Origin of the sequence: Allobosea sp. CRIB-10 (genome assembly GCF_900112185.1) — a bacterium.
GTDB lineage: Bacteria > Pseudomonadota > Alphaproteobacteria > Rhizobiales > Beijerinckiaceae > Allobosea.
In genome coordinates this window covers 18,580-35,627 of record NZ_FOKP01000001.1, presented here as the reverse complement: position 1 = coordinate 35,627, position 17,048 = coordinate 18,580, and the positions used below count along the sequence as shown (strand labels likewise).

General features: G+C 67.1%; 17 protein-coding genes. 7 read left to right on the top strand and 10 right to left on the bottom strand.

The features are described 5' to 3' along the window. Positions 1-7 precede the first annotated feature (7 nt). The 3 genes from accB to BMZ69_RS00155 all read right to left on the bottom strand — a co-directional run bounded on the left by accB (position 8) and on the right by BMZ69_RS00155 (position 3,064). On the bottom strand, positions 8-475 hold the full coding sequence (accB, locus tag BMZ69_RS00165; protein ID WP_092153595.1) for an acetyl-CoA carboxylase biotin carboxyl carrier protein: 468 nt from the start codon (positions 473-475) through the stop codon (positions 8-10). A 244-nt stretch (positions 476-719) separates the two neighbouring features. Continuing rightward, complete coding sequence (locus tag BMZ69_RS00160) at positions 720-1,502, bottom strand: DsbA family protein (RefSeq protein WP_092153593.1); 783 nt, start codon at positions 1,500-1,502, stop codon at positions 720-722. A gap of 152 nt (positions 1,503-1,654) precedes the next feature. Continuing rightward, positions 1,655-3,064, bottom strand: a complete 1,410-nt coding sequence (locus BMZ69_RS00155) for a M48 family metalloprotease (RefSeq protein WP_092153591.1) — start codon at positions 3,062-3,064, stop codon at positions 1,655-1,657. A gap of 173 nt (positions 3,065-3,237) precedes the next feature. Between BMZ69_RS00155 and BMZ69_RS00150 the strand changes: the two genes are divergently transcribed. Then, the gene (locus tag BMZ69_RS00150; protein WP_092154542.1) at positions 3,238-3,519 is read left to right on the top strand and encodes a YARHG domain-containing protein; all 282 of its coding nucleotides are present in this window, start codon (positions 3,238-3,240) and stop codon (positions 3,517-3,519) included. Positions 3,520-3,675: 156 nt separating this feature from the next. Then, positions 3,676-4,452: a bestrophin-like domain gene (locus tag BMZ69_RS00145; RefSeq protein ID WP_139218938.1), complete on the top strand. Its 777-nt coding sequence runs from the start codon at positions 3,676-3,678 to the stop codon at positions 4,450-4,452. Positions 4,453-4,468: 16 nt separating this feature from the next. On the opposite strand, the gene ppx is transcribed toward BMZ69_RS00145, so the two are convergent. From ppx to BMZ69_RS00130, 3 genes are all read right to left on the bottom strand, one after another. Further along, positions 4,469-6,031 (bottom strand): exopolyphosphatase, encoded by a 1,563-nt coding sequence (gene ppx / locus BMZ69_RS00140; protein ID WP_092153587.1) that lies wholly within the window; start codon positions 6,029-6,031, stop codon positions 4,469-4,471. Then, positions 5,967-8,183, bottom strand: a complete 2,217-nt coding sequence (locus BMZ69_RS00135) for an RNA degradosome polyphosphate kinase (protein ID WP_092153585.1) — start codon at positions 8,181-8,183, stop codon at positions 5,967-5,969. The genes ppx and BMZ69_RS00135 overlap by 65 nt, the downstream gene beginning before the upstream one ends. A 145-nt stretch (positions 8,184-8,328) precedes the next feature. Beyond that, on the bottom strand, positions 8,329-9,015 hold the full coding sequence (locus BMZ69_RS00130; RefSeq protein WP_092153582.1) for a TetR/AcrR family transcriptional regulator: 687 nt from the start codon (positions 9,013-9,015) through the stop codon (positions 8,329-8,331). A 157-nt stretch (positions 9,016-9,172) separates the two neighbouring features. On the opposite strand from BMZ69_RS00130, the gene BMZ69_RS00125 reads away from it, so the two are divergent. Together BMZ69_RS00125 and BMZ69_RS00120 are read left to right on the top strand one after the other, a co-directional pair. Continuing rightward, complete coding sequence (locus BMZ69_RS00125) at positions 9,173-9,802, top strand: hypothetical protein (protein WP_092153580.1); 630 nt, start codon at positions 9,173-9,175, stop codon at positions 9,800-9,802. Between the two features lie 82 nt (positions 9,803-9,884). Then, a complete protein-coding gene (locus tag BMZ69_RS00120) occupies positions 9,885-11,114 on the top strand; it encodes an acyl-CoA desaturase (RefSeq protein ID WP_244543142.1) in 1,230 nt (409 codons plus the stop codon). Between the two features lie 4 nt (positions 11,115-11,118). On the opposite strand, the gene BMZ69_RS00115 is transcribed toward BMZ69_RS00120, so the two are convergent. The 3 genes from BMZ69_RS00115 to BMZ69_RS00105 all read right to left on the bottom strand — a co-directional run bounded on the left by BMZ69_RS00115 (position 11,119) and on the right by BMZ69_RS00105 (position 13,499). Beyond that, positions 11,119-11,817: a P-loop NTPase family protein gene (locus BMZ69_RS00115; RefSeq protein WP_092153576.1), complete on the bottom strand. Its 699-nt coding sequence runs from the start codon at positions 11,815-11,817 to the stop codon at positions 11,119-11,121. Further along, on the bottom strand, positions 11,804-12,898 hold the full coding sequence (locus BMZ69_RS00110) for an AI-2E family transporter (protein WP_092153574.1): 1,095 nt from the start codon (positions 12,896-12,898) through the stop codon (positions 11,804-11,806). Before BMZ69_RS00110 ends, BMZ69_RS00115 begins: the two co-directional genes overlap by 14 nt. 70 nt (positions 12,899-12,968) lie before the next feature. Then, positions 12,969-13,499 (bottom strand): CDP-alcohol phosphatidyltransferase family protein, encoded by a 531-nt coding sequence (locus tag BMZ69_RS00105; protein ID WP_092153572.1) that lies wholly within the window; start codon positions 13,497-13,499, stop codon positions 12,969-12,971. Between the two features lie 133 nt (positions 13,500-13,632). Here BMZ69_RS00105 and purM point away from each other — a divergent pair, with 133 nt between their 5' ends. Next, positions 13,633-14,703, top strand: coding sequence for a phosphoribosylformylglycinamidine cyclo-ligase (gene purM, locus BMZ69_RS00100; protein ID WP_092153570.1), 1,071 nt, complete (start codon positions 13,633-13,635; stop codon positions 14,701-14,703). Continuing rightward, the gene (gene purN / locus BMZ69_RS00095) at positions 14,700-15,320 is read left to right on the top strand and encodes a phosphoribosylglycinamide formyltransferase (RefSeq protein WP_092153568.1); all 621 of its coding nucleotides are present in this window, start codon (positions 14,700-14,702) and stop codon (positions 15,318-15,320) included. Before purM ends, purN begins: the two co-directional genes overlap by 4 nt. Before the next feature lie 135 nt (positions 15,321-15,455). On the opposite strand, the gene BMZ69_RS00090 is transcribed toward purN, so the two are convergent. Continuing rightward, positions 15,456-16,202 (bottom strand): helix-turn-helix transcriptional regulator, encoded by a 747-nt coding sequence (locus tag BMZ69_RS00090; RefSeq protein ID WP_092153566.1) that lies wholly within the window; start codon positions 16,200-16,202, stop codon positions 15,456-15,458. A gap of 118 nt (positions 16,203-16,320) precedes the next feature. Between BMZ69_RS00090 and BMZ69_RS00085 the strand changes: the two genes are divergently transcribed. Continuing rightward, entirely contained in the window at positions 16,321-17,037 is a 717-nt protein-coding gene (locus BMZ69_RS00085; RefSeq protein ID WP_092153564.1) for a glutathione S-transferase family protein, read from the top strand. Positions 17,038-17,048 lie beyond the last annotated feature (11 nt).

Below are 17,048 nucleotides of genomic sequence, written 5' to 3'. Positions count from 1 at the left end.
TGAATCCTCACTCGATCACCAGCAGGGGCTCGCCGTATTCGACCGGCTGGCCGTCCTCGACCAGGATGGCGACGACCTTGCCGCCGCGCGGCGCGACGATGTCGTTGAAGGTCTTCATCGCTTCGACCAGCAGCACGCGCTCGCCTGCCTTCACTTCCTGGCCGACCTCGATGAAGGGCTTGGCCTCCGGCGACGGCCGGCGATAAGCGGTGCCGACCATCGGCGAATTGACCGTGCCGGGATGGGCGGCGGCCGCCTTGGCATCGGCCGGTGCGGCGGCAGGCGCAGCAGCGGCCGGTGCCGGGGCGAAGGCAGGCGCGGCCGCGACCGGCGCCATCACGGTCGCAGTGATGGTGCGGGCCACGCGGATGCGCAGGTCGCCCTTTTGCACCTCGATCTCGGTCAGATCGGTCTCGTTGATCAGCTGCGCCATCTCGCGCACGAGTTCGGGGTCGATGGGGCTCTTGGTCGCCATGGCGGATTTCACCGTCTTCGTGAGCTCGATGGGCGGGACGGCAGGTCCCGAAGAGGATGCGCATATGCGAATGAATGGCGCCGGATCAAGCCGGCAGCCTCGCGATGTCGCGCGTCTTTACCCGGAACAGTGGGTCAGGAAAAGGGCGAAGGCGCCCACGGGGCGCCTTGCCTATGCAAATCAATGCTGTTTCAGCCGCTGGTCCACAGAAACGACGCGGCAAAGGCCTGCTTCAGCAGGAAACTCAGCCGCTGCAGGTCGCCTTGCCGCACTTACGCACGGCCTCGATCTTCTGCTTCAGCGCCGCCTGGCCGACCGCGCCGAACACCACCTCGTCGCCGACGATGAAGGCGGGCGTGCCGGTGAGGCCGAGACGGTCGCCCAGCGCGACGGTCTGCTCGATCACCGCGCGCGTCGCCGGCGCGTCCATCTCCTTCTTGACGCGCTCGATGTCGGCGCCGGCCTCCTTGGCGATCTCAAGTGCTTTGGCGCCGTTGATGCGGCCCTTGGTGGCCATTAGTTTGAGATGGAAATCCCAGTATTTCTGGCCCTGGAGCTGGTTCTTCACTGCGATGGCGACGCGGCTGGCCTCGACCGAATCGGGGCCGAGGATCGGGAAGTCCTTGATCACGACCTTGAGCTTGGCATCGTCCTTGGCGAGGGCGCGAACGTCTTCCATCGCCCTTTTGCAGAAGCCGCAATTGTAATCCATGAACTCGACAAGGGTGACGTCACCCTGCGGGTTGCCGGCGATCACCGAGGTCGCGGGATCGGTCAGGCTGGCCTTCTCAGCGGCGAGCGCATTGCGCTGCGCCTCGACCTGGGCGACCTGGTTGCGCTTCTCGAGCTCGACCAGCGCTTCCTGGATCAGCTCGGGATTCTTCAGCAGCGTCTCCTTGATCAACTCGACCACGGCCTTGCGCTGGTCTGGCGAGAGCGCCTGCGCCTGCGCCGGTGCGACAGCTCCGGCGAGCGCGCAGGCCGCGATGCCGGCGAGCGCCAGACGGCGCAGCGAAGAGAAGATCATGACGACGGTCCTTTCCAAGGGCGCGACTCGGGCGCCATTAGATCACGATGATTTTGGATCGGGTCGATCCAAAATCATAAGACGTGATCGATTCTAAAGGTTTAGAGCAGGATTCCTGCGAAAAACCGGTCCCCACTTTTTCGCATCCTGCTCTATCGTTGTTTGTCGGGAGGAACATACTCGACGATGTCCCGAGCGCGCAGCGCCGCAGGCGAGCCCTGCGGCAATTTGGCCAGAGCCCGGCTCGCCTGGGTGTGGGCGACTGTCCAATCGCCCTTGGCGAAAGCGTGCCGTGCGGCCGACAGCTCGGCCATGGCGATGTTGCCCTTGGCGGCATAGGCATTCGAGAGATGCTGATGCACCTCGGCCGAGTCGGGCTCGCGCGCCGCGGCGTTCGACAGCTCGCGGATCGCTTCGTCGAGCAGGGCCTTGTCGCCGGTCTGCTGCAGCGCATGACCGAGCATCTGCCGGATCAGCCCCGCCTGCGGCGCCAGCGCGACCGCCTGGCGCAACACCGGCACGGCCTCGCGTGCCCGCCCGGCCTCCAGCAGGGCCTGGCCCTTGAGTTCGAGGAAGTAGGCATTTTTGGGCTGCTCGCCGATCAGCCTGTCCATGGCCGCCAGCGCCTGCGCCATCCTGCCGGAGCGGTAGTCGCTGATGGCGCGGGCATAGCGCGCCGCCATCGACTGGTCCGCCATGCCGTAGCGGCGGGCGACGCCGGCCTCGCGCTCGACGAAACCCATCAGCTTGGCGCGCATCAGGTCGTGACGTGCCTGCAGAGCCGGCGGATCGAGCTTGTCGAAATGGGGGCTCTGCTTCGCCAGCGTCTCGAGCTGGGCGATGCGCTCGCTCGGCATCGGGTGGCTCAGCGTGTAGGGATCGATCGCCTTCGACAGGAAGGCGCTGTTCTCGGCGAAGCGCCGGAAGACGGTGAGCATGCCCTTGGCCGACATGCCGGCAACCGAGAGGAAACGCACAGCCGCGCGATCCGCCGCCTGCTCCTCGGAGCGCTGATAGGCGAGCAGCGAGCGGCGCACCAGCTCCTGCGGCCCCGCGATAGCCCCCATCGCGCCGACGCCGGCATTGCCGATCGCGGAACCGCCACTGCGCGCGCCGGCGACGACGCCGCCGACGCCGACGAGCAGACCGGCGATCGAGAGGATCTGGGCGTTCTGCATCTCCTGCCGCAGCCGCGCCAAATGCCCGCCGGCGAGATGGCCGCTTTCATGAGCGAGCACGCCGATCACCTCGTTCGGCGTTGCCGCATCCATCAGCACGCCGATATTGACGAAGATCGACTTGCCGTCGGCGACGAAGGCGTTGAAGGCGCGATCGTTGATCAGGATGATCCTGGTTCCGCCGGCATTGATCCCGGCCGCCTTGAAGATCGGCGCCGCATAGTCGCGCAGCAACTGCTCGATCTCGGCATCTCGGATCAGCGAGACCGAGCGCTTTTGCGCCTGCGCCATGACGGGTGCGGCCGCCGCGACCAACGTCAGCCCGACGGCGATCGAACGCCGCAGGCGGACGAGATTCGGACGAAGAAGGCGAAACGGCTGCATGACCTTGCGGTTCTTCTCCCCCGCGAGCGCGGCAGCGTCAATTCACAGCTTTGCCAGCGGAGCGATCACGCGCTCCTGCAACAGGATCGTGATCCTGCCATGGCAGAACGCGAAAAGGCTTGTCCTGTCCGCAAGGGCCGGCAGAGATGGTCGCGCAACCGCAAGAGGTCGTCATGTCGACGCTGCTCCTTCCTGCCCTCGCCCTCGGAATCGCCCTGCCCTTCTTCGCGGCCGCCACGCCGGCGGCGGCGCAGAGCTGCGAGGACCTCTGGTATCAGCGCAACGAGATCTACAAGGCGCAGGGCTATTGCTTCCGCACCCAGCGCGGCATCAGCGCCTTCGGCAATGCCGGCTGCCAGTACGACAATGTCGAGGACGTGCCGCTTTCGGCGACCCAGCGCCGCGTCATCGCCGACATCCAGCGCGCCGAGCGCACGCACCGCTGCCCGCGCTGACGGTCATCCACGATCCGCCCCTCATCCCGGCTCGTGAGCATCCGATCGTCGCCGCCACGACAATTGTCCTCGGCTTTCCGAAGAAGAGACTTGTCGGCCGAGACCGAGCTGGGCTCTGCTGTCGCCGTCTGAGTGCGGGCGGAGTCCGGGGGCGACGTGTTCATCCTGTTCCATCAAATGCCGCTGGCGGCGATGTTCCTCGCCGTGCTGGCGCTGAGCCTCGCGGTCTGCTGGCTCCTGATCGGCCTCGTCCGCGTCGGCATCTCGCGCTTCGGCCGCCGAATCGACCAGCCCCTGCCGATCCGCGATTCGATCATCAACGCCTGCGGAGCGTTGTTCGCCCTGATCGTCGCCTTCTCGGCTGCCGGCATCTGGAACGACGCGGTGTCGGCACGCACCGCCGTGCAGCGCGAGGCGGATGCGGTCGAGACGGCGCTCACTCTGTCCGTGGTGCTGCCTGAGGGAACGCGGTCGGAACTGACCGCGGGGCTGCAGGCCTATCTGCGCGATGTGGTCGGCGTCGATTGGCCGGCCATGGCCAAGAGTACGCCGCTCAGCGATGCGGTTTTCGAGCAGTCTGAGAAGCAGCTGCTCGGTGCGATCCATCTGGTGTCGCGACTCAACACCGCCGCGGCCTACACGCCGTTGCTCAGCCAGCTCCTGGAAATCCGCCATGCCCGGCTGGCGCGGCTCACCGCTTCGGTCGCCGGCATCACCTGGGCGCAATGGTTCGCCATGTGGCTGATCTCGACGACGACCCTGCTCGCGATCATCGTCTGCAACAGCCACGCCTTCCGCATGCAGATCGTCGCCGCCCATCTTTATGTTCTGGTCGTCTCGGCCGCCTATTTCGTCATCCTGGCGCATGACCGGCCATTCATCGGCCGGATATCGATCCAGCCGACGGCGTTCCAGCAGCTTATGCCGCGCTAGGTCAGGTCTTTCCGCCCTATCGGATGTCGATCTCGCGCCCAAGCAGCTTGGCGAGCTGTTTCAGCCGTCCGGTGACACGCTCGCTCGCCAACGACTTCAGGTCGTCGGGCAGGCGCATGACGAGCCGGCTGTCAATGCAGGTCAGCGATGCTCGCGACAGGATGCCGGGCATGCCTGCCGAAATCAGATAGGCGACCCGGAAAGCCGCGGCGAGGATGTGGACGCGTTCGAGCGTGCGCGTTGTCAGCAGGCGCCGCAGCCCTTCGACCGCCGGGGCGGAGGCCTTCAGGCCGGCATAGCGGTAGAACGCCGTCAGCGCGAGAAAGGCGCGGCCGACATGGTCGACGCCGCTGAACGAGGCATGGGCGATGACGTTCAGTGTCTGCTCGCCGCGATAGTCTGGATGGGCGCGCCAGCCGATGTCGGAGAGCAGGCAGGCGGCGAGCTGCAGCCGCTGCAGCGCCGGGTCGTCGTGCGGATAGGCGCTGGCGACGAGCTTCTCGGTCCAAGCGATCAGGTCGGCGGCATGACGCGGATCGCGGGCGCGCAGCTGGTTGTAATCCTCGGCGCCGCGCAGCAGCGCGTCGGCGGAGCGCTCGCTCTCGTCGAGCTGCTCGTGCAGCAGACCTTCGCGCACGCCATTGGCGGAGATCACGACATTGCGCGGCCGGCCGCGCTTGATGATCTGGTCGAGCACCAGCGCGCCATAGGCGAGCAGCGGACGGCGGGCCGAGGAAACCGACTCGATCGCCTCCAGCATCGAGGCATCGGCACGTTCGACCAGGCGGACGAAGTCGCTCGCCTCTCGGGCCGGCACGATATAGCCGTGCATAACGTTGAGCGGATAGCCCGACTGGCGCTGGTGCAGCGTCGCGAGCGCGCGCCAGGTGCCGCCGACGGCATAGAAATCACGCCCGCGCATCGCGGCGAGCTGCGGATGGTGGTCGAGATCGTCGCGGACGATCTTCTCGGCCGCCTTCATCGAATTGCCGGAGCGGTCGATCAGGGCGAGGCCACCGAGCGGCAGGCTGATACCCTCGCCCACCTTGCCGCCATCGACAGAGATCAGCTCGAGCGAGCCGCCGCCGAGATCGCCGACGACGCCATGCGGCTGGTCGAAGCCGGAGATCACGCCGAGCGCCGAGAGATAGGCCTCGCGATCGCCGGAGATCAGCTCGATCGGCTGGCCGACGGCCGCTTCGGCGCGGGCGATGAAATCGGGGCCGTTCGAGGCATAGCGGGCCGCAGCCGTGGCGATGACCCGAAGCTGCCCGACATGCATCGCCTCGCAGAGGATGCGGAAGCGCACCAGCGCCGAGAGCGCCTTGTCGATCGCGTCCTGCGCCAGCATGCCGGTCGAGGCGACCTGCCGGCCGAGGCCCGCCATCTCCTTCTCGTTGAAGACCTGCGCGGGCGCCCGCGACAGGTTCTCATAGACGACGAGGCGGACCGAGTTCGAGCCGATGTCGATGATCGCGATGGTGTTGCCGACGCTCAGCCGGCCCGAAGCCTGCTCAGGCCTTCTTGCCGGCGCGGCGGGAGAGGCTGCGCGGGCTTGAGCTCGAAAGAGATTTTCCACGACCTGACAGGCTCGGATTCGTCATGAAATACTTGTGGGCGTTGAACGACTCTTCGGCCGATGGCGGGACAATGCGTCGCGAGCCGCCATCGGGCAAGATGGTCCAGCTCTGTTCGTTGTCGAGAAAGTTCGCCAGCATGATCTGCTCGAGCATCTGCTGGTGGACCGTCGCGTTCAAAATCGGCGTCAGCGCCTCGACGCGGCGGTCGAGATTGCGCGGCATCAGGTCGGCCGAGGAGATATAGAGCTTGGCCTTGGCCGAGGGCATGCCGTGGCCGGCGCCGAAGGCATAGACGCGGGTGTGCTCCAGGAAGCGCCCGACGATCGACTTGACGCGGATATTGTCGGAGAGGCCCGGCACGCCGGGCCTGAGGCAGCAGATGCCGCGCACGACGAAATCGATCTGCACGCCGGCCTGGCTGGCGTCGTAGAGCGCATCGATGATCTCGGGATCGACCAGCGAGTTGCACTTGCCCCAGATCGCGCCCTTGCGACCCGCCTTCACATGCGCGACCTCCTCGGCAATATCGTCGAGCAGGCGCTTCTTGAGGTTGACCGGCGAGACCGCCATGCGCTCCAGCTCGGCCGGCTCGGCATAGCCGGTGATGAAGTTGAAGATGCGGGCGACGTCCTGCGCCATCACCGGATCGGCGGTGAAGAAGGAAACGTCGGTATAGATGCGCGCCGTGATCGGGTGATAGTTGCCGGTGGCGATATGGCAGTAAGTCGCGAACTGGCCAGCCTCGCGGCGCACCACCATCGAGAGCTTGGCGTGGGTCTTGAGCTCGATGAAGCCGTAGACGACCTGGACGCCGGCGCGCTCCAGATCCTTGGCCCAGCGGATGTTCGCCTCCTCGTCGAAGCGCGCCTTGAGCTCGACCAGCGCCGTCACCGACTTGCCGGCCTCGGCCGCTTCCGCCAGCGCCTGCACGATCGGCGAGTTCGAGGACGTCCGGTAGAGCGTCTGCTTGATCGCGACGACGTTGGGGTCGCGCGCCGCCTGCTGCAGGAACTGCACGACGACGTCGAAGCTCTCATAGGGATGATGGACGATCAGGTCCTTCTGGCGGATGGCGGCGAAGCAGTCGCCGCCATGCTCGCGGATGCGCTCGGGAAAGCGGGCATTATAGGGCTTGAACTTCAGGTCCGGGCGATCGACGCCGACCAGCTGCGAGAGCTCGTTCAGACCGATCATGCCATCGACGACGACGATCTCATCCGGATCGACCCTGAGCTCGCGGATGATCATGTCGCGCAGATGCGCCGGCATGTCGGCATGGAGCTCGAGCCGGATGACGACACCGCGGCGGCGCTGCTTCAGCATCGTCTCGAAGACGCGGACGAGGTCCTCGGCCTCTTCCTCGATGTCGAGATCGGAGTCGCGGATGATGCGGAAGGAGCCGGTGCCCTTGACCTCATAACCGGGGAAGAGCTTGCCGATGAAGAGCGCGACCAGATCCTCCAGCATGATGAAGCGCTGGACGCCCTCGCGGGCGAGATCGGGCAATTCGATGAAGCGATCCATCTTCACCGGCACGCGGATCAGCGCGTCGAGCGCGCGCCCGTCGCTGACGCGCTCCAGCGCCAGCGCGATGGTGAAGCCGAGATTGGGAATGAACGGGAACGGATGCGCCGGATCGATCGCCAGCGGCGTCAGCACCGGGAAGACATAGTGCAGGAAGCGGTCTTCCAGCCAGATGCGGTCCTGCGCGCCGATATCAGCCGGCCGCAGCAGCACGATCCGATTCGCCTCCAGGTCGTGCTTGAGTTCGGTCCAGCGGGTCTGCTGGTCGCTCGTCAGAGCGTGAACGCCCTCGCCCAGCGCGGCGAGCTGCTCGGCCGGGCTGAGGCCATCCTGGCTCGGCGTCACCACGCCGGCCTTGAGCTGCTCGCGCAGGCCGGAAACGCGAACCATGAAGAACTCGTCGAGATTATTCGCCGAGATCGAGAGGAAGCGCAGCTGCTCCAGCAGCGGATGGTTGCGGTTGGAGGCCTCCTCCATCACGCGCCGGTTGAACTGCAGCCAGGACAATTCCCGGTTCATGAACCGCTTCGGCGACTGCCGCAGCGCCTCGTCGAGATGAAGGTCGCCGCCGGCCGGCGCCTGGGCCGCAGCCTTCGCAACCGATGCTTCCGCCACATCCTGGGTCATGCGCTTTGCTCTCGCTGTCGACGCTGCTCGTGCCACTGCCGGTCCTGTAGCTCTGCTCTGTGTCGTTTTGCTTGCAGCCGCAGCGGCCGCCTTCGCTTTGAAGCCACCGTAGCGTGACGGTTCGATGACAGGCGAGGCGCAAACGTCATGAGCGACCCGGGTCAGCGGATGCTGGGGCCTTGAGCAGGCCGGCAAGGAAAAGATCGAGCGAGCGCTCCATCACACCCTCGGCTTCGTCCTCCGTGACGCCCCAGCTCGGAAACTGCCCGTCGATCAACATGCGCGCCAGGCCATAGACCAACGCGCGACCGGTGATCTGGATCAGAGCGGGATCGTCGACGCGCAGAAGCCCGCGCCGCGCCGCTTCGTCGAGCAAACTCACCATCTGCGCCTGGATTTCGGCGTTGCTCGCGCCGAGCGAGGCCGACCCGGCAAAATCGATCGCCCGGCGCGAGGAGATGATCTCGAAATGCGTCGGATTGCGCCGGGCCCAGTCGAGGAAGGCCTTGCCGATGGCGCGGATGCGCCGGATCGGGTCGTCGCTGGTCTCGCGTTGAAGCGAGACAACGATCTCGGCCCGGAAGCGTGCCATAGCCTCCTCGGCGACGGCGGTCATCAGGGCCACCTTGTCGGGGAAGTGCCGGAACGGGGCAGCCGGCGAGACGCCGGCTCGGCGCGCCACCTCCCGGATGCTGACGGCGTCGAGGCCGCCTTCTGCCGCCAGCGCCAAGCCCTCCGCGATCAGCACCTCGCGCAGATTACCGTGATGATAGGTCGAGGCGCTGGCTGCGCTCCCTCTCGACCCCGTCCGACTCGCTTTCGTCGTGCTCATCGCCGCGAGCCTAGACCAGTTTCCCGCCCGGCAGCAGCCGGGCTGAACCCCATGCCAGCCATCACGATCATGTAATCATCGATTACATCTCATTGCCGCACAGGCTGTGACATGTAATCATTGATTACATGTCACGGTCACTCAGGGGAAAAGCGCGATGTCGCACGAAAACAGGCGCAGTCCGGCCCTTCCGGCCGGCCTGGAGGGCTGGCCCCTTCTGGGCGCTCTCGCAGCGATCCTGACTGTCGCAAGCGTCGCCGCCTTCGCCTCCATCGGCGGGAGCGATGGCATCCGCATGGCGATTCGGCTGACGGCGCGGACCTCGCTCGCCCTCTTCCTGCTCGCCTTCACCGCCTCCGCTCTGTTCCGCATTTGCCAGAATCCGTGGACGCGCTGGCAATTGCGCAACCGGCGGCAGCTTGGGCTCGGCTTCGCCGTCTCGCATCTACTACACGCCATCGCCATCATCGCGCTCGCCGTCACCGACCCGCAGCTCTTCGCGGAATTGGGCGGATCGAGCATGCTGATCGCCGGCGGCAGCGCCTATCTCGTCATCGCAGCGATGGCGGCGACCTCCTTCGATCGGACAGCCGCATTGATCGGCGCGGTCGCCTGGCGCCGGCTGCATCTGTTCGGCGCCTGGTACATCTGGCTGAGCTTCATGGTCACCTTCGGCAAGCGCGCCCAGCTCGACATGGCGTACTGGCCTTTCATCGCAGTGCTACTCAGCGCCGCCGCGCTGCGCTTGATCGTCAACGTCCTGCCATTTCCTGTGCTGCGGCGCTGAGGGCGCTTGCGCCCGCCCCGCCCCTGCTGTTTGGTCGGCATGCGAATCCCGCATGCCTTCAAATGCAGTCCAGAGAACGACCTTGTCAGAGCAGCAGCACGCCGACGATCACGGCGATATCGTCTACCCCTCGGCCATTCCTTTCGTGCTGGCGCATCTGGCCTGCTTCGGTGCGCTCTGGAGCGGCGTCAGCGCGACCTCGCTCTGGCTCGCCTTCGGCCTCTACTGGCTGCGCATGTTCGCGGTGACCGGCGGCTATCACCGCTACTTCTCGCACCGGACCTACAAGACCAGCCGGGCCGGCCAGTTCGTGCTCGCTCTCCTCGCCCAGTCGACGGCGCAAAAGAGCGTGATCTGGTGGGCTTCGAAGCACCGGCACCACCACCGCTTCTCCGACACCGAGCACGACGTTCATTCGCCGGTGCTGACTTCGTTCTTCTACTCCCATGTCGGCTGGATCTTCAGCAACGGCCATGACCGCTGCGACACCTCGACCGTCACCGATCTGACGCGTTTTCCCGAGCTCGCCTTCCTGCACCGCTTCGAATTGCTGCCGGCGGCCGCGCTGGCACTGATCTGCTTCGCCATCGACGGCTGGAGCGGTCTGTTCGTCGGCTTCTTCTGGTCGACGGTCGCCGTCTATCACGGCACCTTCTGCATCAACTCGCTGGCGCATGTGCATGGCGACAAGGACTATGTCACCGGCGACGAGAGCCGGAACAACTGGTGGCTGGCGATCATCACCATGGGCGAAGGCTGGCACAACAACCACCACGCCTATCAGTACAGCGTCCGCCAGGGTTTCCGCTGGTGGCAGTGGGACCCGACCTATTACCTCATCCTCGGCCTGTCGAAGCTGCGCCTGGTCTGGGACCTGAAAGCGCCGCCGCAGGCGGTCATCGAGCGCTCGCAGGCGCTGCCGCCGCGCGTGATCGAGCGCTCGGCCGAGCGGCTCGCGGCCTCCGTCCCGGTGGAGCGCATCGTCCAGGCCTTCCGCGACGCCTATGCCAGCGCACCCGGACTGCCGGAGCTGCATCTGCCGACGCTCACGCTGCCGCAGTTCCGCGAGGCCCTAGCGGCGATGCAGGCCCGCGCCGGCGAGCGCCTGCACGCCGTCCAGGCGCAGGCGCAGGACGCAATCGCGCAGTGGCACATGCCGGCCCTGCCGAGCCGCGAGGAGTTGACCGAGAAGGCCGCCGCCATGTTCGTCAAGACGCCGTCGCTCGACGCGATCGCGGCGCGGGCGCATGATCTGCTGATCGAGACCGTCCATGCCCGCCTGACCGGAACGGCGGCCATAGCAAAGGCCTGACGCCTCACTCCTCCGGGAAGAGCGAGGCGACCACCTCGGTGGCCATGGCGCGGGTGACGCGCCGGCCGCGCTCCAACGAAAGCTTGTCGAGCGCGTCGACGAGATCGCGCGCCGCGGCGAAGGAGCGTTCCATCCGCAGCGCCAGCGCCTCGATCGTGCCGGTGTCGACGATGAGCTGACGGTCAACGAAGAGCTTGACCAGCAGCGCGCGCAGCAACGCATCGTCGGGCGGGGCGATCTCGGCCTGCGGCGCGAGGCGCAGGCGCGAGAGCAGGTCCGGCACCTTCAGGCCCCATTGCCCCGGCTCAGAGCGTGCGGTCAGCAGCACCGAAGCGCCGCGCGCCTTGGTGGCGTTGAGCAGGTGGAACAGCGCCGGCTCGTCGAGCGGAGCCCGGTCGCAATCCTCGATCACCAGCGCGCCGCCCGAAGCCAGATGTGGCACCTTGGCCTCGTCGAGCTCTTCAGCGGACAGCGTCCAGGCGTGGGCGCGCGCCGCCCAGATCGCGGCGAGATGGGTCTTGCCCGCCCCCTCCGGCCCGACGAGGCGCAGCCAGGAGGCTGGCCAGCCCGGCCAGCTCTCGATCAGCCCATAGGCCTGCTCGTTGGAGGGGCCGACGAGGAAATCCTCGACGCCATGGCGAGCGTCGACCGGCAGGTCGAAGGCGAGCTGACGCGGCTTCACCGGCGGCTCACGGTTCGGCATGGGGCGCGGGAACCTGGCCGGAGCGCCCGCGGTAATAGGGGCTGGCGAGGTATTGCCGCAGCACGAAGCGGGCGAGCACGCCGATGACCGCTGCGAGCGGCACCGCGAGCAGCAGGCCGACGAAGCCGAAGAGCGAGCCGAAGGCGAGCAGCGCGAACATCAGCCAGACCGGGTGCACCCCGATCGAGTCGCCGACCAGCTTGGGCTGCAGGATGTTGCCCTCGATGAACTGGCCGGTGGCGAAGACGGCGAGCGTCAGCAGCGGCATCGTCCAGTCCGGCCAGAACTGCACGGTGGCGACACCGACCGAGAGCACGAGCCCGGTCAGCGAGCCGACATAGGGGATGAAGGACAGGAAGCCGCTGATGATGCCGATCAGTGCGCCGAAATTGACGCCGACCAGCGACAGCCCGATCGCATAGAAACTTCCAAGCAGCAGGCAGACCAGGGCCTGGCCGCGCAGGAATCCGGCAATGGCGACATCCATCTCGTGCAGCAGGCCGCGGATCGTGTCGCGGTGGTCGAGCGGCAGCCAGCTGTCGACGGTCGCGACCATGCGGTCCCAGTCGGCGAGCAGATAGAAGGCGATGACCGGGGTCAGCACCAGCAACGAGAACACGCCGATGATCGCGGTGCCGCCCGACCAGAGCGACGCCAGCAATCCACCGACCCATTTCGTCGCCTCGCCGACGAGATTGCCGAGCGAGCTCTGCGCATCCTCGGCGAGCTTGGCGCCGCCGAAGCGCTCGATCAGCGGCGCGCCGCGCTCCATGATCAGCGCCTGCAGCTTGGCGGCGTCGCCCGGCAGGCGCGCCACCAGGCCGGCGAGCTGCTGGCTCAGCAGCGGCGCCAACAGAACCGTTCCGATGATGAAGACGAGCAGGAACAGGCAGAGGATCGCGATCGTCGCGGTGAGCCGGCTGAGGCCCCAGCGCTCCAGCCGGTCGGCCAGCGGGTCGAGCAGATAAGCCAGCGCCAGCGCCGCGATGAAGGGCAGCAGCACGTCGCGGAACAGCATCAGCGCGAGCACGAGGACGGCGAGGGCGAGCAGCCAGAAGAGCAGTTGACGCTGAAGACTCATGCACTCGCCTCTACGGAACCTCTCGGCCCCTGATTATGGTGATCCGCCGGGGATCATCCAAGCTGTCGGTTCAGCCGGCCATGTGCCGCAGCCAGAGCGCGAGGTAGGCGCCCATGGAGGCGAGCGTCAAGGCCGCGACGATGATCTGCGCCCCCGGCATGATGGGACTGGCGTCGATCTCGAAGGATTTCGAGCCGAGAACCAGCGCGGCGAAGACGAGCTGGGCCGCTGTGTTGAGCTTGCTGACGACGATCGGCGCGATCGTCACCGGCTTCTCCATCAGCCAGGACAGGATCACCGCCGCGACGATCATCAGGTCGCGCGAGACGACGACGATCACCAGCCAGACCGGGATGATGCCGACGATGGCGAGGGTGATGTAGATCGAGACGATCAGCGCCTTGTCGGCGAGCGGGTCGAGATAGGCGCCGAGCTCGCTCTTCATGTCGAAGCGCTTAGCGATGAAGCCGTCGATCGCGTCGGAGACGCCTGCCGCGACGAAGAGGAAAAAGGCCTCGTCCCAGCGGGTATTGACGATCATGACGATCACCAGCGGCACCAGGATCAGCCGGGCAATGGTGATCAGGTTCGGAAGCGTCATCGCGGGAGACCTGCCGGCTGAATCGCAGCTCAGGGTAGAACATGGACGGGAGAAGTGCGAAACGCTTTCGCGGAAGGGCTTGCCCCCCGCCCTGCCCTTGCCTATTCGCTCGCGAAGCGAAGGAGTGACACTGATGACGAAACCGGGCGCCAACGGGCTGACCTATGCGCAGGCGGGCGTCGACATCGATGCCGGCAACGCCATGGTCGACGCGATCAAGCCGCTGGTGCGCTCGACGCGCCGGCCCGGCGCAGACGCGGAGATCGGCGGTTTCGGCGGGCTGTTCGACCTCAAGGCCGCCGGCTTCAGCGACCCGATCCTGGTCGCGGCCAATGACGGCGTCGGCACCAAGGTCAAGATCGCGATCGAAAGCGGCCGGCACTCGACCATCGGCATCGATCTCGTCGCCATGTGCGTCAACGACCTCGTCGTCCAGGGCGCCGAGCCGCTGCTCTTCCTCGACTACTATGCCACCGGCAAGCTCGACCCGAAGGCCGGCGTCGAGATCGTCCGCGGCATCGCCGAGGGCTGCCGCCAGGCCGGCTGCGCCCTGATCGGCGGCGAGACCGCCGAGATGCCGGGCATGTATGCCGGCAACGACTACGACCTCGCCGGCTTTGCCGTCGGCGCGGCCGAGCGCGGCACGCTGCTGCCGCGCGCCGATGTCGTCCCCGGCGACGTCGTGCTCGGCCTGCCCTCTTCCGGCGTGCATTCTAACGGCTATTCGCTGGTCCGCCGCATCGTCGCCCTCTCGGGGCTCGCCTGGGAGGCGCCCGCCCCCTTCGCATCGGAAAAGACGCTGGCCGAGGCGCTGCTGGAGCCGACTCGGATCTATGTGAAGAGCCTGCTGCAGGCGCTGAAGGCGGCGCCCGGCATCAAGGCGCTGGCGCACATCACCGGCGGCGGCTTCCCCGACAATATCCCGCGCGTCCTGCCCGACGATCTCGGCGTCGCGATCGACCTGCCGGCGATCGCCGTACCGCCTGTGTTCGGCTGGCTCGCCAGCGTCGGCGGCGTCGCCGAGCGCGAGATGCTGCGCACCTTCAACTGCGGCATCGGCATGATCGTCGTCGCAGAAGCGGCGCAGGCCGATGCCGTCATGGCGGCGCTGACCGAAGCCGGCGAAAAGCCGGTGCGGCTCGGCGAGGTCACGGCGCGCGGTGCCGAGGAAGCCGTCACCTATCGCGGGAAGCTTGCCCTGTGAGCACGGCAAGGCGGGTACCGACCGCGATCCTGATCTCCGGGCGCGGCTCGAACATGGTCGCGCTGATCGAGGCGGCCAGGGCTGCAGACTTTCCGGCGGAGATCGTGCTGGTCGCGGCCAACCTGCCGGATGCCGGCGGGCTGGAGCGGGCTGCTGCCGCCGGCATCGCCACGGCCAGCGTCGATCACCGCCCCTTCGGCAAGGATCGCGAGGCCTTCGAGCGCGCGCTCGACGCGGAGCTTCAGGCCCACGGCATCGAGCTTGTCGTGCTCGCCGGCTTCATGCGCGTGCTGACCCCCTGGTTCGTGACACGCTGGCAGGGCCGGATGATCAACATCCACCCCTCGCTGCTGCCGGATTTCCGCGGCACGCACACCCATGCGCGGGCGCTGGAGGCCGGCGTCGCCGAGCATGGCTGCACCGTGCATTTCGTCGTGCCCGAACTCGACGCGGGCCCGACCATCCTGCAGGCGAAGGTCCCGGTCCTGCCCGGCGACGACGAGGCGAGCCTGTCGGCGCGCGTGCTGGAGCAGGAGCACAGGATCTACCCGCTGGCGCTGGCGCTGGTGGCGTCGGGGGCGGTGAAGCTTGAGGACGGAGTAGCGGTCGGCGCCTAGAGGCCGGACTCAAAGCGTCATTCTCGGGCGGAGCGAAGCGCAGACCCGAGAATCTTATGACGAGAAGGTGCTGCCCGGAGCCTCGTCCGGCCTGAGATGCTCGGATCAAGCCCGAGCATGACGCGCGCCTCTTCATTACTGCACCGTCACCGCTTCGCCCTGCATAGCCTGCTGCTCCATCGCCCGACGCGCGGCGGCCTCCTGCTCCTCCTTCTGCCAGCGCCGGAACAGATCGGCGCGGCGGGCGGGATAGCGCTCCTCGCGGGCAGTGAGCTCGGCGATGCGGTCGGTGCGGAAATGGCGGAAGGCCTGCCGGAGCTCGCACCAGGCGATGACGACGCGGACCCGGTCGAAGAAGGTCATGCCGATCGGCCAGATCATACGGCGCGATTCGGCGCCGGCCTCGTCGCGATAGGCGATGTCGAGCTTGCGGCCATTGCGGATCGCGGCCCGGATCGCGGCGGCGTCGACCTGGTCGACAATCGCGGAATCCTTGCAATAGGCCGGCGCGAACAGGGCGCCGTCGAGCAGGATCGGGCGCAGATGCGGCGGCAGCACCGCCGCGACCTTGGCGACGACGTCCTCGGCGGCGCGCGCCAAGGTCGGGTCGGCGCGCTCGGAGAGCCAGCGCATGCCGACCAGCACCGCCTCGATCTCGTCGGGCGAGAACATCAGCGGCGGCAGGTCGAAGCCGGCATCGAGGACATAGCCGATGCCGGCCTCGCCGCGCACCGGCACGCCCTGGCGCAACAGGGCGGCGATGTCGCGATAGACGGTGCGGACCGAGACATCGAGCTCGGATGCGAGCGTCTCGGCGGTGACGGGGCGCCGCCTGCGGCGCAACCCCTGAATCAGATCGAGCAAGCGTTCAGCGCGCTGCATGGCGTAGTTCCGCTGATAGGAAGATGGCGTAAGCTCATCCTGCTCTACTCGCCCTGACATCAATTGTCAGGAGCGTGGCAGCAGCATGCTGCATACCGGACACGGGGAAAGACAAGACATGCTGGAGCTTCACGTCTTCGGGCCCGCCTTCGGCCAGCCCGACCCTAGCCCGTTCTGCATGAAGGGCATCATCCTGATGGAGATGTCCGGCCTGCCCTATCGACGTGTGCGCGGCAATCTGCAGAAGGCGCCGAAGGGCAAGTTCCCGGTGTTGCGCGACGGCGACAAGATCGTACCGGACACTACCTTCATCCGCATGCATCTGGAGCAGGCGCACGGGATCGACTTCGACAAGGGCCTGTCGGCCGAGCAGCGCGGCATCGCCTGGGCCGTCGAGAAGATGCTCGAAGACCACATGTACTGGATGGTGGTGCAGGAGCGCTGGGCCAATCCCGCCAATTTCGACCGCGGGCCGCGCCGCTTCTTCGACGCGGTGCCGGCGCCGTTGCGGCCGCTGGTCGTCGCCATGATCAAGCGCCAGATCCGCCGTAACCTGCACGGCCATGGTATCGGCCGGCACAGCGACGCCGAGCGGCTGGAATTGGCGCGGCGGGCGCTGGCCGCGATCGCCGGTATCCTCGGCGGCAACCCCTATCTCACCGGCCCCGACCCGAGCGGCGCCGACGCGACGCTCGGCGCCTTCATGACCGCAGGGCTGTGCGAGATCTTCGACTCGCCGATCCGTGGCGCGCTACAGGAGCACGCCAACCTCGTGGCCTATGCCGGGCGCATGCGCGAGCGCTATTTCAAGGACGCGGCAGACAAGGCGGCATGAGCCGCCTTCAC

Coding starts and splice junctions, on each gene's coding strand:
- BMZ69_RS00130 (WP_092153582.1), bottom strand. CDS start 9,015: ATGAGCACGACGAAAGCGAGTCGGACGGGGTCGAGAGGGAGCGCAGCC.
- purM (WP_092153570.1), top strand. CDS start 13,633: ATGACGAAACCGGGCGCCAACGGGCTGACCTATGCGCAGGCGGGCGTC.
- BMZ69_RS00110 (WP_092153574.1), bottom strand. CDS start 12,898: ATGAGTCTTCAGCGTCAACTGCTCTTCTGGCTGCTCGCCCTCGCCGTC.
- accB (WP_092153595.1), bottom strand. CDS start 475: ATGGCGACCAAGAGCCCCATCGACCCCGAACTCGTGCGCGAGATGGCG.
- BMZ69_RS00090 (WP_092153566.1), bottom strand. CDS start 16,202: ATGCAGCGCGCTGAACGCTTGCTCGATCTGATTCAGGGGTTGCGCCGC.
- BMZ69_RS00135 (WP_092153585.1), bottom strand. CDS start 8,183: ATGACCCAGGATGTGGCGGAAGCATCGGTTGCGAAGGCTGCGGCCCAG.
- BMZ69_RS00155 (WP_092153591.1), bottom strand. CDS start 3,064: ATGCAGCCGTTTCGCCTTCTTCGTCCGAATCTCGTCCGCCTGCGGCGT.
- BMZ69_RS00160 (WP_092153593.1), bottom strand. CDS start 1,502: ATGATCTTCTCTTCGCTGCGCCGTCTGGCGCTCGCCGGCATCGCGGCC.
- BMZ69_RS00085 (WP_092153564.1), top strand. CDS start 16,321: ATGCTGGAGCTTCACGTCTTCGGGCCCGCCTTCGGCCAGCCCGACCCT.
- BMZ69_RS00150 (WP_092154542.1), top strand. CDS start 3,238: ATGTCGACGCTGCTCCTTCCTGCCCTCGCCCTCGGAATCGCCCTGCCC.
- BMZ69_RS00105 (WP_092153572.1), bottom strand. CDS start 13,499: ATGACGCTTCCGAACCTGATCACCATTGCCCGGCTGATCCTGGTGCCG.
- BMZ69_RS00125 (WP_092153580.1), top strand. CDS start 9,173: ATGTCGCACGAAAACAGGCGCAGTCCGGCCCTTCCGGCCGGCCTGGAG.
- BMZ69_RS00115 (WP_092153576.1), bottom strand. CDS start 11,817: ATGCCGAACCGTGAGCCGCCGGTGAAGCCGCGTCAGCTCGCCTTCGAC.